The organism is Acinetobacter bouvetii, from assembly GCF_902753875.1.
Lineage (GTDB): Bacteria > Pseudomonadota > Gammaproteobacteria > Pseudomonadales > Moraxellaceae > Acinetobacter > Acinetobacter bouvetii_A.
Map to the genome: position 1 here is coordinate 15446 of NZ_CADDTS010000034.1, position 15067 is coordinate 30512.

Here is a 15067-nt window from a genome sequence, read left to right on the forward strand (position 1 = left end):
CATGACCGCTTTTTTAAACTTTAACTTTAAGGTTTTAAGGCCTTTTTCCACGCTAACAGCGTTTGTCCACGATAGGCCTTAAATGCCCGCGCCAAGGCAGATTGATCTGAATAACCCAATTTAAATGCGATCTCTGTCAGGCTGATCTGCTGTGCAAGTAACTGCTCACAGCGTTTCATCCGCTCCCCTTCCAGCAATTTTTTAAATGACGTGTCCTGCTGCTGCAGTTGCCGCTGTAGGGTTCTCACCGAAAGGTGTAACTCTTCTGCCAACCATTCTATTTTAGGCACCTGTTGCTGGGTTTTTAAGTATTCCGCAATACACTGTTGCATGCGCTGTACAGGTTGAAAATGCTGGGGCCGTGCAGCAATGGCTTCTTCGGCCTGCCTGAGCAAAAGCTGCATCAGGGATGGATCGGCAAGTTCAGATTTCAAGTCCAGGCTGTCTGCATGAATCACAAACGAATATTTCGGCTCTGCAAATTCCACCTGACAACCAAAGAATTTTTCATATTGATAACACGCCATTTGTGGCCTGTGCGCAAAATGAATACTGAGCAATTTTAGTGAAGCCGGAAAAATCTGTTTGGCCAAATGCGCCATACAGGCGGTGGTCAATTCATTGATCAAGGCATAGCTTTCATCATGATAAGGCCAAGACAAGACGATTTGATTGCCTTGATGCGCCATGTGCATCGGGACGATTTCCGCCCCATCAATCACTAAACGGCTAAAGCGCACCACATTGTGTAAGGCTTCCGCCACACTCTCACTGCGCGTGGCCATATAGCCCAATACACCAAAATGCTCGGCACGGATAAATTTCGCCATTTCAAACACCAGTTGAGGACAATCCAGCTGCTGCTGGGTCAACTGCATAATGGTTTTGAAAAATGAATACGGAGATTGCGAATCGATAGGCAAAGACAATACATGCTGCAGTTGAGCTTGATAAGGCTGCAAAAAATCGACCTGATTAAAGTCCAATGTACGTTCATTCAAGTACATGTTCCATAACTGGAAATAACCATTGGCGATATGAATTTCCTGCATCAGTCACCCACTTTTATGGTTTTATTTTGACATTTTAGATTTTTATCATGGCGTAAAATGTATAAAAAATGGCAATTACTGTCAAAACAAAATTGAAAAAGCCCGACATACTGAAGCTATCCAAGGCCATTTAAGTAAAATAACATGAATGCCATTGTCCAATATCAAGCTACGCCTGTAGTTCGTAGTGATCTTGACTTTAAACTGAATGAAGTTCCGCGTTTCTGGTTTGGGGACGATCCTTTTCGTACCCGTATGTTTGATGCCCTCAGCCTGACTTTCCCGGATGGCGAACGCTATTTCATTCAATCTGTGCGTCTGTTTCGCGATCAGATTCAAGATCCGGATTTAAAGCAGCGTGTTGCTGACTTTATTCGTCAGGAAGCACAGCACGGCATTGCGCATGACAAAATGAATCAGGTCATGAAAGATCAAGGCATGCCGGTGGATCTATTTATTCAACGCTTAAACAAGATTTTTAAATTCGAGCTGGAACAGCGTTCCCCGCAATACAACATTGCCATGACCGCCGCAGCAGAACATTTGACTGCCCTGATGGCAGAAACCTTTTACAGTAAAAAAGAAACTTTGCGTGATGCTCATCCCTATGTACGCGCACTGTTTGCCTGGCATGCCATTGAAGAGATGGAACATCGCGACGTCGCTTTTGATGTGATGAAACAGGTCGGTCATGTTCCTGAAAGTACACGTAAATTCACACTGGCGTGGACCACCGCATTAATGTTCGGTTTTACCATTTACCGCACCAATGTCATGTTAAAACATGATGGATTTAGTCGCTTCCAACGTTTACAGATGAATATCAAAGGCTTGCCGTGGTTCTTTGGTAAAAATGGCACACTGAGCAAAATGAGTCAGCAATATCGGGACTGGTTTAAGAAAGACTTTCATCCTAGCCAGCACCCAGTGATTGCCCAATACGATGTCTGGGTCAAAACGCTGGAAGAAACGGGAGATCCGATTCAGGCAGGCGAAGCCTTCTGGCAGGCTGCTTTAGACTAGATATCATGTCAATCTAATGGATTCACACCAGATCCGGATTTATCCAGATCTGGTTTTGTCCTAAATGGCTGCGGTCTTACCATTTGGCATAATGCTGTTCTAATAAGCCGTATTCGTCCAGCAATACGATTTCCTGATCATTCTGCTGGATGGTGCCGCTGATTTGGGCTTGCCACTGACTAAACTGGCTGCCTACCAATCTGAGATTCAGGTTTTCATAACGGCGCCAACCGGTCTTGACCTGCAAATTGAGCTTGTCATCCAGTGAACGGATCTGCCAATGCCCCTCGTCCAGATGCTGGAATAAGACATCACTTAAGGGATATAAAACCCCATTGATCCATAAGCAGTTCTCATTACCAAAACTCTCATTCACCCCTGAGGCCAGATTCAATCCGATCCGGTTATTCTGCACATCCCAAAAATTACATGACAACCAGAACCATGCAGTTTCCGGTCTTAGAAAACCACAAGTATCATCTAAAGAGGCAAAGGTTTTGTCATTAAACTGGATCGCTTCATTCTGCTTATTGATAAAAAAACCTTCACAAGCCAAGGTGGTCAGCTTTTGGGTATAAGTCCAGCCATTAATCCCTGTGGGACTACACATACTGAGCGGATCGGTTCCGGCACAGAAAATGCGGGCACTCAATTTAATTTCCCCATGTTTGGTGACATGGATATAACGCACGCCATTGGCATGCTGAATATCAATTTGAAAAGGTGACTTGGAAAAAAAACTCTGGCTATATAACGGCTGTTCATCTACCAGCGTATTACGCGATAAAAAGTTGATCGCATTCCATTCTTGTACTTCATGGTTCAGATGATTATAAATATAGAAAAAGCCATGCCCGGCCCAAGCAATATCAGCAATGGCCAGACCAATGGTATAGTGTGCATGCTGGATACAGCAAAATTTAAATTTCTTATATTTTAATCGCTTACGCCAACCAGTTAAGACATCACCATAGGGGGTTTTATACTGGTATTTGCTTAAATCGATGTTTTTTGGGAGAGCTGAAAAACGTCCATAATTTGGTTGTCCATTTGATTGAATCAAATCCATTTATCAAATTCCATCTAGCCAAGAGATCACAAATCCTTAAGCTTATTATGCCTATATAAATCCAAGTTAAAAGTGTCAAAAAACAACTTTCATCGAAAAAATACAAAAATATATATTATTCCATCTGGTCTTATATTTAATAAATATGATTGATTAATCAAACAGATATAAATCAGTTATCTGATAACATCAAATAGGTATTTTCCCATTGATCCTCATCAAACCCACCTTCTCGCAACTCAATATAACGGCCATGCACATGGTCAATGGCAATGCAGTCATCTACATCTAAAACGCGGTCGGTATGCTGTTTTTGCCAATGTGATGCAAAATACGCCTTACCACGTTGTTTTGCCTCCATGGCATTTTGTGCCACGACCAAAACATAACGATGCAGTTCTCCAAACTCTTGGGCATCGTAGCCACCCAAGTTAATTAAAAACAAATGTTCTGAAGATGAATTCGGAGCTGCATCACTAAATTGGATTTGATATTTTTTACCTTCAAATTCCACGCCGTTAATTTGTGCCCAAGCATCAATATGCAATCCTTTTTGTTCTCCAAACCAGGCATTTTTTAGTTGTGGATAAACCTCTTCTAAAGTTTCGCCAACGGCTAAAACTACATCATGAACTTCGGTATTGGCACGGGCGTGACGGCCGCCAAGCATGACGATAAATAGGCTGGGCATGATTCTCTCCTTAATTTTAATCCTCCCCTTGCGAAACAGTGTTTCTAATCCTTTTAAAAAAGGATGGAGAACTTTTCATCACAAAATTTGCTTGGGAGAATAATTATTACACCTCAATATGATACGCGCTGGCGACATGGATGTCGCCCGTTTGGCAGGAATACAAGGATGTATTCTCTGCCAAACAAAGGGGTTTTGTTACTTTTGCCCCGTCAAAAGTAAAGAATATATGTTGTTGCATCTTCGATACCCTTCTAAAAAAGGGAAAAGTTTTTCTGTATGTATAAAAAAATCGTGCTGAATTGCTTCAGCACGATTTTTAATAACTTCCCCTCTCCCTTGCGAACTCAGAATATATTCTGAGTTTCTCATCCCAAAGGGAGAGGCTTCATATCAGAGGCTTATTACATCTCCACCATTTCCACGCCATCAATACGGGCAACTGTCATCAAGTCTTTATCACCACGGCCAGAAACCGTTGCAATAATGATTTGGTCTTTATCCATGGTTGGCGCAAGCTTAGTTACATAAGCCATTGCATGCGAGCTTTCAAGTGCTGGAATAATGCCTTCAATGTGAGTTAAATCACGGAAACCTTGTAAAGCTTCAGTGTCATTGATTGGCACATAGTTCACGCGGTGCATATCTTTTAAGAAGCTGTGCTCCGGGCCTACACCTGGGTAGTCTAGACCAGCAGAAATTGAATGGGTTTCAATAATCTGACCTTGATCATCTGACATAAGGTAAGTACGGTTGCCATGAAGTACACCAACATGACCTGCGTTTAATGGTGCAGAGTGTTTACCTGTTTCAATGCCGTAGCCTGCCGCTTCAACACCGTACATTTTTACATCTTCATCATTTAAGAATGGATAGAACAAGCCCATTGCATTTGAACCGCCTCCCACACATGCCACCAAGGCATCTGGCAGACGACCTGCTTGTTCTTGAATCTGTTTACGTGCTTCACGACCAATGATTGATTGGAAATCACGAACCAATTGCGGATATGGGTGCGGACCAGCCACTGTACCAATCACATAGTAAGTCGAATCAACATTGGTTACCCAGTCACGCATCGCTTCGTTCATGGCATCTTTCAATGTTTTTGAACCGCTTTCGACAGGTACAACGGTTGCGCCAAGTAGACGCATACGGTACACATTCATGGCTTGACGTTTCACGTCTTCAGCACCCATGAACACCACACATTCAAGACCTAAACGTGCTGCGATTGTTGCCGTTGCTACACCGTGCTGGCCCGCGCCTGTTTCTGCAATAATGCGTTTTTTGCCTGAAAGTTTAGCCAATAAAGCCTGCCCAATGGTGTTGTTTACTTTATGTGAACCTGTATGGTTCAGGTCTTCACGTTTTAAGTAAATTTGCGCACCGCCGAGTTCTTTTGACCATCGTTCAGCATAATAAAGAGGACTAGGACGACCTACATAGTAGGCTAAATCACGGTCGAATTCTGCCAGAAACTTAGGATCATCCTTCATACGGAAATAAAGTTTTTCTAAGTCTTCTAATGCTGCCATTAGAGTTTCTGACACAAAACGTCCGCCATGGATACCGAAATGCCCGCGTTCATCTGGGAATTGGGTATAGTCAATCTTATTTTGCTGATCCACGTTGGACTCCTTGCATAAACTGTTCAATGAGTTTCTTGTCTTTGATACCTTTAGCGGACTCTACGCCTCCGCTGACATCAACTGCATAAGCATTGGTCGTCTTTATAGCGTCTTCAATATTGTCAGGTTTTAAACCGCCTGCCAAGATTAATGGAATATCGAGTTTTGGAAATTGTGCCCAGTCAAAACTATGCCCTGTGCCGCCTTTAAGTTCAGGATGCCATGCATCTAACAGTACGGCACTTGCCCCTGCCTGTTGGTATTGCTGAATCGTTGCAATCACATCTAACTCAGGTTTGACCTGAATGGCTTTATACCAGCGGCGTCCGACTTGTTTGGAAATTTGCTGACATTGTTCAGGTGTTTCATCACCATGAAATTGCAAAATATCCACCGGTGCTTGCTTTAAAATGTCTGTAATTTCATCCAGCGATGCGTTCACAAACAGTCCCACAGTCTGCACATAAGCAGGCACATTTTGAATCAAGGTTTGAGCTTGTTCTGCTGTAACACTACGTGGGCTTGGCGGGAAAAATACAAAACCGATTGCATCTGCGCCTGTATCAACAACTGACTGAATATCTTGAATACGTGTGATTCCGCAAATTTTGGCACGGGTTCGCATATTATTTTGGCTCTAACTCCGCCCTATTCATAGCCTATCTATAAATATGAGGGCGAATCATTGTAATGCAATTTTTCTAACTTGAGTGAAGTTCAACCCGATTATTCTGAGATAAAGTTGTTTATAAAGGATACTAACTTTATACTCTGCCCGACTTGCAACAAGTTAAGCTTAGGCTTAGGGAAGTTGGTGCAATCCCAACACTGCCCCCGCAACGGTAAAAATGAAAAGTAACTTTTATAAATCAATTGATTTACACCACTGCAGAACAATGTGGGAAGGTGAAGTTACAGTGCGTACATGCCACATTTGAGTCCGGAAACCTGCTTGTTGCCCCTTAACTCAATCATTCACGGGGGGTGAATGTATGGAGCTTAAATCATGAAAATTCAATTTCAGCCTACAGCTTTGGTGGGTGCAATCGCTATTGCGATGGGTTTCTCTGCATCTGTATCAGCACAAGACAACACTAATGCAGTAAATGCCTCTTTAGATACCGTGGTGGTTACCGCAACCCGTTCTGAAGAAAAGATTAAAGATGTGCCTGCGCGTATTTCTATTATTGAACCTAAAATTGTCGATCAATCACCGATTGCTTCTTTTCCTGATTTACTTAAGCACGATGCCGCCATCAACATGGTTCAAAGTGGCGGTATGGGGCAACTTGCCGATATTTATTTACGTGGCACTGAATCTGACCATACCTTAATTTTACGTGATGGCGTACGACTGAATAATGCATCTTCGGGTACAGCAAGCCTTGCTTTTATTGACACCACAGATATCAAGCAAATCGAAATTCTCAAAGGGCCTGCTTCAGTCTTATATGGGACTGATGCTATTGGCGGTGTAGTGCAACTGGTTTCCAAAAACCCTGAAAAAACAGGTGCATTTGTTACAGGTGAAATAGGAGAACATAAAACCTATAAATCTGTCATTGGTGCTGATTTATATGAAGACGGTTTCTATGCACAGATTCGCGGTCAACGCCTAGAATCCGATGCAACAAAAGTGACCAACCAAAAAACCAATACTACGGATACTGCTTCTTTTGATCAAAAAGGCTTTAGTACTAAACTTGGTGTGGAAAAGGAAAAATACGCAGCATCAATTGACTACAGTACCAATAAAGGTACCAGCCTATATGATGCTTATTCGTTTAATGGAGCATTGCTGAAACAAGACTTTGAAAACGAAATTATCAATCTTCGTAGTCGTGTAAACATTACCGATCAAATTGAGCTGAATGCACGTTTGTCTCAATTTACGGATGAAGTTGATCAAAAGGATTCAACCGATTTTGTACATAGTAAAACTCAAGAAGCTGAACTCTATAGTAAATGGAATTTCATGCCTCAACAGACTTTACTTGCAGGTGTAACTCATCGCAATCTGGATGGAGACATCCTGTCTTATGGTACACCGTATGATGAGGACGTAGACTCAACTGGGTATTATGTTCAACATCAATTTAACGGGACTAAACTTAATACCCAAGTTGGTGTTCGTGTAGAAGACAATGAAAAATATGGAACTCATACGGTAGGTCAAATTGCTGCACGCTATCAATTGCTGCCATCAACCAGTGCATATGTAAATGTAGGTACAGCATTTAAATCACCAACCTTAAATGAACTTTATAATTCATGGAACGGCAACCCCGATTTGAATCCTGAAGAAAGTACATCTTATGAAATTGGTTTTGACCAAAATCTGGCTTATGGTTTCCAAACAGGTTTATCTGCTTACTACACAGAAGTTGAAGATCTGATTGCTTCAGGCAGCAATGGCAAACTGACCAATATTCAAAAGGCTACTTATCAAGGTGGCGAGGCTTATTTAGGTTGGCAGCAAAATGATTTATTTGCCAAAGCAACCTATAGTTACGTTAAACCTCAAAATGAAGCAACTCATCAAGATTTAAATCGTCGTCCTCGTCAAGGTTTTACCTTAACAACGGGCTTACAAAACGAAGTCTATGGTATTAGTGCCTCTTTGGTCGCTAAGTCCAAATCTAAAGATTGGGATAAAAACCACAAGAACCCAGGCTATGCGACGGTTGATGTAAATGCTTTTTGGAATGTAAACCCAAATGTGAAACTATTTACCAATATTCAAAATATTGGCGATGTTGAATATAAGACCGCATATCAAGACAAAGGTTATTACTATGTCAATGGTGGCCGTTTAGCTTCTGCGGGCGTGACATTCAAATACTAAGTCGCATACTTAATCCCGATTAAAACTTTGAGGATAATGTCATGAATATGGCATTATCTTTTTTATTGCTGACTCGAAATTTCACACATTTAAGGACAAAAGATGGGCCACCGTTTAAGTAAAATTTATACCCGCACTGGCGACTCTGGAACTACAGGACTGGGCGACGGTTCACGTGTTGCCAAAGATGACTTGCGTATTGCCGCTTTGGGTGATGTTGACGAGCTGAACTCTTGCATTGGGATTCTACGTGCACAAATTGCAGCCAGTAGCATCGAAGACAAAGCGCCTTGGGACAAATCCCTCAGCCTGATTCAACACTGGTTATTTGATTTGGGTGGTGAAGTCTGTATTCCCAACTACAACATGGTATTACCTGTTTCCGTAGAGTTTCTGGAAAATGAAATTGATCGCATGAATGAAGCACTGCCAATGCTGAAAGACTTCATTTTACCGGCTGGAACTTTAGCCTGTAGTTATGCACATCAAGCACGTTCGGTATGCCGCCGTGCCGAACGCAGCCTGATGACCGTACACACCCGAGATCAAAATATTCAGGCGACTTCATTGCAACTGTTAAACCGTCTTTCTGACTGGTTATTTGTCGCTTCACGTACTTTGCAACGCGCTGAAGGTGGATCTGAAGTGCTTTGGCAAAAAAATATTAATGAGACGATCTAAACCCAATGCACATAATTTACTGATTTTTGATTAAGGTCATGGTCTTTGCTTCATGATAAGTACCATTCACAACCTGACTGAAATTTGATACATAAAGTTTCTGCGAAACAGTGAATAAATTGCTACTGTTAAACAGGTTTTGTGAATGGTAAATTTTTTGCTCACTTTTTTAAAAGTGAAACAATGAGCTCCTCACATTGGATAAATAAACGGTAAGACACCGTTATGAAAATATAAAATTTCCATAGAAGGATCAAGGATGCGAATCATCGGACATCGTGGTGCACGCGGAGAAGCACCAGAAAATACCCTAGGCGGTTTTCAATATATCCATGACCTGGGCATCCGCGCTGTTGAATTTGACGTCCGTCAACTGAAAGACAATGAACTCATCATCATGCATGATGACAACTTTTTAAGAACGACAGGCACTGATCAAGCCCTCTATGAACTAGACAGCCGCCAGCTTGAAGCCTTTAATCAAGCTCATATCTGGATGGACTGGGATAAACAGATTACCCCAACGTTGCGCCAAACCTTGAGCATCATTCATGACTTTGAACATATTGAAGTCGAAGTGAAAGCAGTCGCCACCATGGCAGAAGCCGAGAAACTGGTTTTAGAATTACAAAAACAATTGCATGACTTTGAAGAAACCGCAGTCATCACCAGTTTTGACTTAAAAATCCATCAGGCCTTAAAACAACAGTATTCCATCTTTAAACGCGGCTTATTGGTTGAAGAGGACATTAAACACAAAGCGATTGAACAGGCTTTAGAACTTGGTTGTTGCCAGATTGGCTGGATGAACCAGTTGGCCACTGATGAAATGATTCAAGCCACTCAGAAAGCTCATTTACACATCAGTGTCTGGACGGTGAATGATATTGAACGGGCGAAGCATCTACAAAGTTTAGGCATTGATGGGCTAATTACCGATTTTCCCAAGATGATGCTCGAGCACCTATAAAATAAGATATTCGCCCTCATAAATGTGATTCAATCGGTCATTTATTTTCTCAAAAATGGCCGCTATCGCTGCTGTAAACGGAAGCCGGATTGACCTTCGATAAAATCAATCAACTTGTCTCGCATTCTGTTACTGTTTAGTACAATACAACTGTAGAATAATGCTAGTGAAGATTTGTCCGCTCATGCTAGTATTGATAAGTCTTAATCCTTATAAATTGTAATGAATTAAGAAATTCATTTATACCTTACCTGAAAAAGGTTCTAGGAGTGCTGCTGGAGATGAATGCTCCCTTACCCAAAGCCCCAATTAACTGGATTGCAGTGTTTGCATTGGTGTTTTTACCCATTGTCGCTGTCATCGCTATCCCTTTGTATGCTTATCATCATGATTTTAGCTTAGGCGCATGGATCAGCTTATTTGTACTGCTTGGTATGAGTAGTTTAGGAATTACTGCAGGATACCACCGCTTGTGGGCGCACCGTGCCTATGAAGCGACACTTCCTTTAAAAATTATTTTAATGATTATGGGAACCTTTGCCGTTCAAAACAGTATTCTGTTCTGGGCTTCAGGTCACCGTACCCATCACCGTCATGTTGATGATGTGGAACAAGACCCGTATTCAATTAATAATGGCTTTTGGTATGCGCATATTGGATGGATGCTTCGCAACTATCCGGCAGCGGAAGCCAACTATAAAAATGCACCGGACTTGTTAAATGACAAGGTGGTGATGTTTCAGGACAAATACTACATTCCCCTCGTGATTGCCGTTCATGCAGTGATTTTAACCACAGTCGGTTGGGCTGTTGGCGATATGTGGGGCGTGTTGTTATTAGGCGGTTTACTTCGTCTGATCTTGAGCCATCACGTGACTTTCTTCATTAACTCACTGTGTCATATGTGGGGCAAACGTCCTTATACTGACGAAAACACGGCGCGTGACAATTTTGTTTTAGCCATTGCCACTTGGGGTGAGGGTTATCACAACTACCACCACATTTTCCAATACGATTACCGTAACGGCGTAAAATGGTGGCAGTACGATCCAACCAAATGGTTGATCTGGTCATGTTCAAAAGTCGGTTTGGCTAAAAATTTACGTCGTATTCCAAGCTTTAATATTAAAAAAGCGGAATTGGCGATGCGCTTTAAATATGCTGAACAAGACTTGGCCGTATATGGCCACAATGTCAACGAAGACATGGCCGCAGCCAAACTGCGTATTGCTCAGGAATATGAAGCCTTTACCCAAACCTTAAATGACTGGGCGAAGCTAAAAGAACAGGAAATTCAAGCCAAAAAAGCCTCTGTTGCTGAAAAAATCCACCAAATGGATAACAAGCTGAAAATGGATTTCCAACTGGTTGAACAGCGTCTTGCGCATCATCGCAATACCTTGAAAATCCTGGTTCGCAATATTAAAAAGAACCCTGTTTCAGAATAAACTCTGATTCGATATAAAGCCCTATTGTTTGATAAGTGCCAGTCAGTTAAGAAATTGACTGGCATTTTTTATTTTAAATTCAAAATATTATTTGATACACGAAAAACATCATCCGCAATTGTTTGAGGCAGGAATCCCTTAAAAGGTCGTTGTTTCTGCGATAGATTTGTTATTCCGCGGTAGTGGACAAGTTTGGCGGATGAGGTACGCTGCACCGCAAGATGCTTTTCTTGCGAAGCTTTGCTTCTCATTTGGCGAAACAAAACAACAAATGAGCTCCAAGCATGTGACTTAATAAAGAAAAGACTCCGACATGATGATTGGAAAAATTAAAAATAGTCATTCCTTATACCTTAGCTGATCAACATTACATTCGTACGGCTTTATTCATTTTGGCTGTTTAAATTTGCTATAGTGATGTCATCTCCCCCATTTTTTAGATTGTCTCATGCAATTTAATCCGCGTTATCCCTCGCTCAATTCCAAGCTTTATCACCATCAACAACCTGTTCCCTTAAAAGGAGCCAAAGCGGGTCATTTTAATGAAGCACTTGCCAATCAATTGCAGTGGTCTGAACAGGACAAAGCCGAATGGGTGGCCATCTGTAGCGGGCAAAAAACCTTTGCCGAATTTGAACCTTTGGCCATGGTCTATGCCGGACATCAGTTTGGACAATGGGCCGGACAACTGGGTGATGGCCGCGGTTTGTTGATTGGGCAAATTCTGGATAAGAACAATCACATCATTGATCTGCATTTAAAGGGTGCCGGTTCAACCCCCTACTCGCGTATGGGAGATGGTCGTGCCGTATTACGTTCAGTGATTCGTGAATATCTGGCCGGCCATGCGCTCAATGCTTTAGGTATTGCATCGAGTAATGCGGTGGGATTTACCTCTTCCACCCAAGGCATACAACGGGAAAAACTGGAACCGGGCGCAATGATGCTGCGTACTTCCGACTGCCATATTCGCTTGGGTCATTTTGAATGGATCAATCAATACCAGGGCGATTTATTGCCCGAGTTCACGCAGAAATGTATCGAATGGCACTATCCGGAATGTCTGGATGCCGAACAGCCGGTATTGGCATTTGCAACACAAGTGATTCAGCGTACTGCGGTGATGATTGCCAAATGGCAACTGGTCGGTTTTGCGCATGGGGTGATGAATACCGATAACTTGAATATCACCGGTTCTACCCTAGACTTTGGACCTTATGGATTTATGGAACGTTTCCGCCCGAACTGGATTAATAACCACTCGGATTACCAAGGTCGCTATACCTATCAGCAGCAACCCAGCATTGGACACTGGAATTTGTGGATGTGGCTAAACAACCTGATTCCACTCAAAAAAGATCCTGCTGAAAGAGAACAATTCAAGGAAGAACTGGCGAAATGTCTAGAGCATTTTGAAGCAACCTTTCTGGAACATTACACCCTTGGACTGTGTCAAAAAATGGGACTACCAAGTTTCCATAAAGACAGTTTTGATTGCGGCATGGCATTTCTGCGCATTTTGCAAAGTGAACAGCTGGACTACACCCAAAGCTTTATTCGACTTCAGAACAAAGAATTTGAAGCGATTAAAGATGACTGTCTGGACCGACGCCAGTTTGAAAGTTTCCTGACTCAATATGAAAGTATTCGGACACATCAGGATAGCGATGCACTGGATGCTGAAATGGCCAAAGCTAATCCACAGTATATTTTACGTAATCACATGGCACAAAAAGCGATTGAACTGGCGGAACGGGATGATTTTTCAGAAGTAAATCGGCTGTTTAAACTGCTCAGCCAACCATTTACCAAGCAGCCGGATCTCGAGCAAGCTGAGGATTTAGCCCCATTGCCAAGTGATGTTCCGGAAGTGATGGTGAGCTGTTCATCTTAAAATTTATCCACACTCGATATTCAAATTGTGGATAATTTAGACATTATCCACAATTCTAATAAAAATATTTCATTATGACCTTACATCATCTTGCACGCCAAACTGCCCTTCAATTTCCCGAAGTTACCGTAAGCCAACCTTTTGGCAATGGCTGTGATGTGTTTAAAGTCATGGATAAAGTCTTTATGCTGAGTTTTCATTTAGAAGGCAAGGCAGCCATTAACTTAAAAGTTATCCCGGATGATGGCACAATGCTACGGGATATTTATCCCTATATTCGTGCTGGCTGGCATATGAATAAACAGCATTGGGTAACTGTTTATGAGGATGAAAACCTGGATGAATCTTTAGTGCAGGATTTGGTGCAGAATTCTTATGATTTGGTGGTGGAAAAGCTTAAAAAAGTTGAAAGACTGCGGATAGAAGCGCTCAAAAGCATTCCATCAAATTAATCCACATAGATGATCAAGAATCTTATTTCATATATTTTAAAGACTTGCTGTTAGGTCTATACAAGAACTAAAGAATCACCCATTATTTATAAGCAATTCTTTAATTTTCCTATCAGCACTAGTCTCAAACTTTCAGCCGGGTAAATTTTTGTTCTGAAACTATCGTGCCCCACTGGTTTCCACTCTCGTCAGAAACAAGTTTAAAGTCAAATGCTTCATAAAGTTTTCGTGCAGCATCCAAACCTTTAAATGTCCACAAGTGAGTAGCCGTAAATCCTTGCTCATCACAAAATTTCATGGCTTGTGACAGTAGTTCTCGCCCCACTCCATAACCTCGACAATCATCATCTAAAATAAACCATCTTAAATGTGCTTCACCCTGACCTAAATCCTCACCATCAATTGCAATAGAGCCGACAATCTTTCCATCTAGGCAAGCAGTCCAAATATGATTACAAGAATGATCTAAGCGACTTACAAACTCGGCAACCCCAGTAGCAACTTGGCTTTCAAAAAATTGACCAAAACCTGAATGTTTTGAATAGAAATTGGCATGCATTTCTGTAATTCGACCAACCACACCAGGAATATAACCTTTCTTGATTTGAATACTACTCTTTTCAGCCACCTGTGAAGCCAGTCGAGCTGATTGAAGCGCAGAGGCATAAAGGTTTAATCCATCTGCAACTTTTTGTTGAGACAACGGCATAAGATACTCCATCGCCGTATTGACTTGCATTTGTCCAAATTCATTAATTTTTTGGACAGTATTTCTACCTTTAGATGTCAGAGATAATAATTTCATTCTGCCATCATGATCAGAAACACTCTCTTGCAACTCATGTTCTTGGATTAATTTATTGACCATCCTGCTAATACTAGATTTCTCCAAACCTAAAAAATCTGCAATTTGAGCTGCAGTCATTGTTTTCTGCTTTTCCAGTTCCAATAAAGTATGTATGACTGATGGCGAATAATTCGTTGCAGCTAATGTTGAATTCATAAAACCAAGTTCACGAACCATTTGTCTAGAAGCGCTACGTATGCTTTCAATAATTTCAGGGTGTACTGACATAAAAAACTAATTAGTTGTATATTACAACCAATTTACAATACTCAATTAAATTTGTCTATGAATTATTTTCTTGCCGAATTAAAATCATGTTTCAAATACGCTTTTTATATTCTTAGATTCTCAAATGAAGTGCAACAGAGATTAAATTATTGGAAGGAAGCAAGATGAGCTAGCATTTTGCTTCCGACCGACCAAAGTCAAAGTTGCATCATGAACTATACTCATCTCACTCTAGA

13 protein-coding genes and 1 riboswitch are annotated in these 15067 nt (G+C 41.5%); of the genes, 7 read left to right on the forward strand and 6 right to left on the reverse strand.

Annotated elements, in window-relative coordinates:
* Positions 1-26: 26 nt before the first annotated feature.
* Positions 27-1052, reverse strand: a complete 1026-nt coding sequence (locus FB6_RS10345; protein ID WP_174559920.1) for an AraC family transcriptional regulator — start codon at positions 1050-1052, stop codon at positions 27-29.
* A gap of 144 nt (positions 1053-1196) precedes the next feature.
* On the opposite strand from FB6_RS10345, the gene FB6_RS10350 reads away from it, so the two are divergent.
* Entirely contained in the window at positions 1197-2075 is an 879-nt protein-coding gene (locus FB6_RS10350; protein WP_174559921.1) for a metal-dependent hydrolase, read from the forward strand.
* A gap of 76 nt (positions 2076-2151) precedes the next feature.
* Here FB6_RS10350 and FB6_RS10355 read toward each other — a convergent pair whose 3' ends face one another.
* From FB6_RS10355 to FB6_RS10370, 4 genes are all read right to left on the reverse strand, one after another.
* Positions 2152-3144 carry a DUF2804 domain-containing protein gene (locus tag FB6_RS10355; RefSeq protein ID WP_174559922.1) on the reverse strand — a complete coding sequence of 331 codons (993 nt, stop codon included), beginning with the start codon at positions 3142-3144 and terminating at the stop codon, positions 2152-2154.
* 172 nt (positions 3145-3316) lie between these two features.
* Complete coding sequence (locus tag FB6_RS10360) at positions 3317-3835, reverse strand: DUF1543 domain-containing protein (protein WP_174559923.1); 519 nt, start codon at positions 3833-3835, stop codon at positions 3317-3319.
* Positions 3836-4239: 404 nt separating this feature from the next.
* Positions 4240-5466 carry a tryptophan synthase subunit beta gene (trpB, locus tag FB6_RS10365; RefSeq protein WP_174559924.1) on the reverse strand — a complete coding sequence of 409 codons (1227 nt, stop codon included), beginning with the start codon at positions 5464-5466 and terminating at the stop codon, positions 4240-4242.
* Positions 5450-6091 carry a phosphoribosylanthranilate isomerase gene (locus FB6_RS10370; RefSeq protein ID WP_174559925.1) on the reverse strand — a complete coding sequence of 214 codons (642 nt, stop codon included), beginning with the start codon at positions 6089-6091 and terminating at the stop codon, positions 5450-5452. Before FB6_RS10370 ends, trpB begins: the two co-directional genes overlap by 17 nt.
* A 145-nt stretch (positions 6092-6236) precedes the next feature.
* Positions 6237-6436: riboswitch (cobalamin riboswitch) on the forward strand.
* Between the two features lie 36 nt (positions 6437-6472).
* Here FB6_RS10370 and FB6_RS10375 point away from each other — a divergent pair.
* From FB6_RS10375 to FB6_RS10400, 6 genes are all read left to right on the forward strand, one after another.
* Positions 6473-8311 (forward strand): TonB-dependent receptor plug domain-containing protein, encoded by a 1839-nt coding sequence (locus FB6_RS10375; protein WP_174559926.1) that lies wholly within the window; start codon positions 6473-6475, stop codon positions 8309-8311.
* Between the two features lie 102 nt (positions 8312-8413).
* On the forward strand, positions 8414-8992 hold the full coding sequence (locus tag FB6_RS10380; RefSeq protein WP_174559927.1) for a cob(I)yrinic acid a,c-diamide adenosyltransferase: 579 nt from the start codon (positions 8414-8416) through the stop codon (positions 8990-8992).
* Positions 8993-9251: 259 nt separating this feature from the next.
* Positions 9252-9962: a glycerophosphodiester phosphodiesterase gene (locus tag FB6_RS10385; protein ID WP_174559928.1), complete on the forward strand. Its 711-nt coding sequence runs from the start codon at positions 9252-9254 to the stop codon at positions 9960-9962.
* Between the two features lie 281 nt (positions 9963-10243).
* On the forward strand, positions 10244-11410 hold the full coding sequence (locus FB6_RS10390; RefSeq protein WP_174559929.1) for an acyl-CoA desaturase: 1167 nt from the start codon (positions 10244-10246) through the stop codon (positions 11408-11410).
* Positions 11411-11858: 448 nt separating this feature from the next.
* On the forward strand, positions 11859-13304 hold the full coding sequence (locus tag FB6_RS10395) for a protein adenylyltransferase SelO (RefSeq protein WP_174559930.1): 1446 nt from the start codon (positions 11859-11861) through the stop codon (positions 13302-13304).
* A 74-nt stretch (positions 13305-13378) separates the two neighbouring features.
* Positions 13379-13756: an MmcQ/YjbR family DNA-binding protein gene (locus FB6_RS10400; RefSeq protein WP_174559931.1), complete on the forward strand. Its 378-nt coding sequence runs from the start codon at positions 13379-13381 to the stop codon at positions 13754-13756.
* A gap of 124 nt (positions 13757-13880) precedes the next feature.
* On the opposite strand, the gene FB6_RS10405 is transcribed toward FB6_RS10400, so the two are convergent.
* Positions 13881-14831, reverse strand: a complete 951-nt coding sequence (locus FB6_RS10405) for a bifunctional helix-turn-helix transcriptional regulator/GNAT family N-acetyltransferase (protein ID WP_174559932.1) — start codon at positions 14829-14831, stop codon at positions 13881-13883.
* Positions 14832-15067: the final 236 nt, after the last annotated feature.

What these genes read in the sequence shown, in the direction of transcription:
- FB6_RS10345 (WP_174559920.1), bottom strand. Translation starts at nt 1,052, where the DNA reads ATGCAGGAAATTCATATCGCCAATGGTTATTTCCAGTTATGGAACATG.
- FB6_RS10350 (WP_174559921.1), top strand. Translation starts at nt 1,197, where the DNA reads ATGAATGCCATTGTCCAATATCAAGCTACGCCTGTAGTTCGTAGTGAT.
- FB6_RS10355 (WP_174559922.1), bottom strand. Translation starts at nt 3,144, where the DNA reads ATGGATTTGATTCAATCAAATGGACAACCAAATTATGGACGTTTTTCA.
- FB6_RS10360 (WP_174559923.1), bottom strand. Translation starts at nt 3,835, where the DNA reads ATGCCCAGCCTATTTATCGTCATGCTTGGCGGCCGTCACGCCCGTGCC.
- FB6_RS10370 (WP_174559925.1), bottom strand. Translation starts at nt 6,091, where the DNA reads ATGCGAACCCGTGCCAAAATTTGCGGAATCACACGTATTCAAGATATT.
- FB6_RS10375 (WP_174559926.1), top strand. Translation starts at nt 6,473, where the DNA reads ATGAAAATTCAATTTCAGCCTACAGCTTTGGTGGGTGCAATCGCTATT.
- FB6_RS10380 (WP_174559927.1), top strand. Translation starts at nt 8,414, where the DNA reads ATGGGCCACCGTTTAAGTAAAATTTATACCCGCACTGGCGACTCTGGA.
- FB6_RS10385 (WP_174559928.1), top strand. Translation starts at nt 9,252, where the DNA reads ATGCGAATCATCGGACATCGTGGTGCACGCGGAGAAGCACCAGAAAAT.
- FB6_RS10390 (WP_174559929.1), top strand. Translation starts at nt 10,244, where the DNA reads ATGAATGCTCCCTTACCCAAAGCCCCAATTAACTGGATTGCAGTGTTT.
- FB6_RS10395 (WP_174559930.1), top strand. Translation starts at nt 11,859, where the DNA reads ATGCAATTTAATCCGCGTTATCCCTCGCTCAATTCCAAGCTTTATCAC.
- FB6_RS10400 (WP_174559931.1), top strand. Translation starts at nt 13,379, where the DNA reads ATGACCTTACATCATCTTGCACGCCAAACTGCCCTTCAATTTCCCGAA.
- FB6_RS10405 (WP_174559932.1), bottom strand. Translation starts at nt 14,831, where the DNA reads ATGTCAGTACACCCTGAAATTATTGAAAGCATACGTAGCGCTTCTAGA.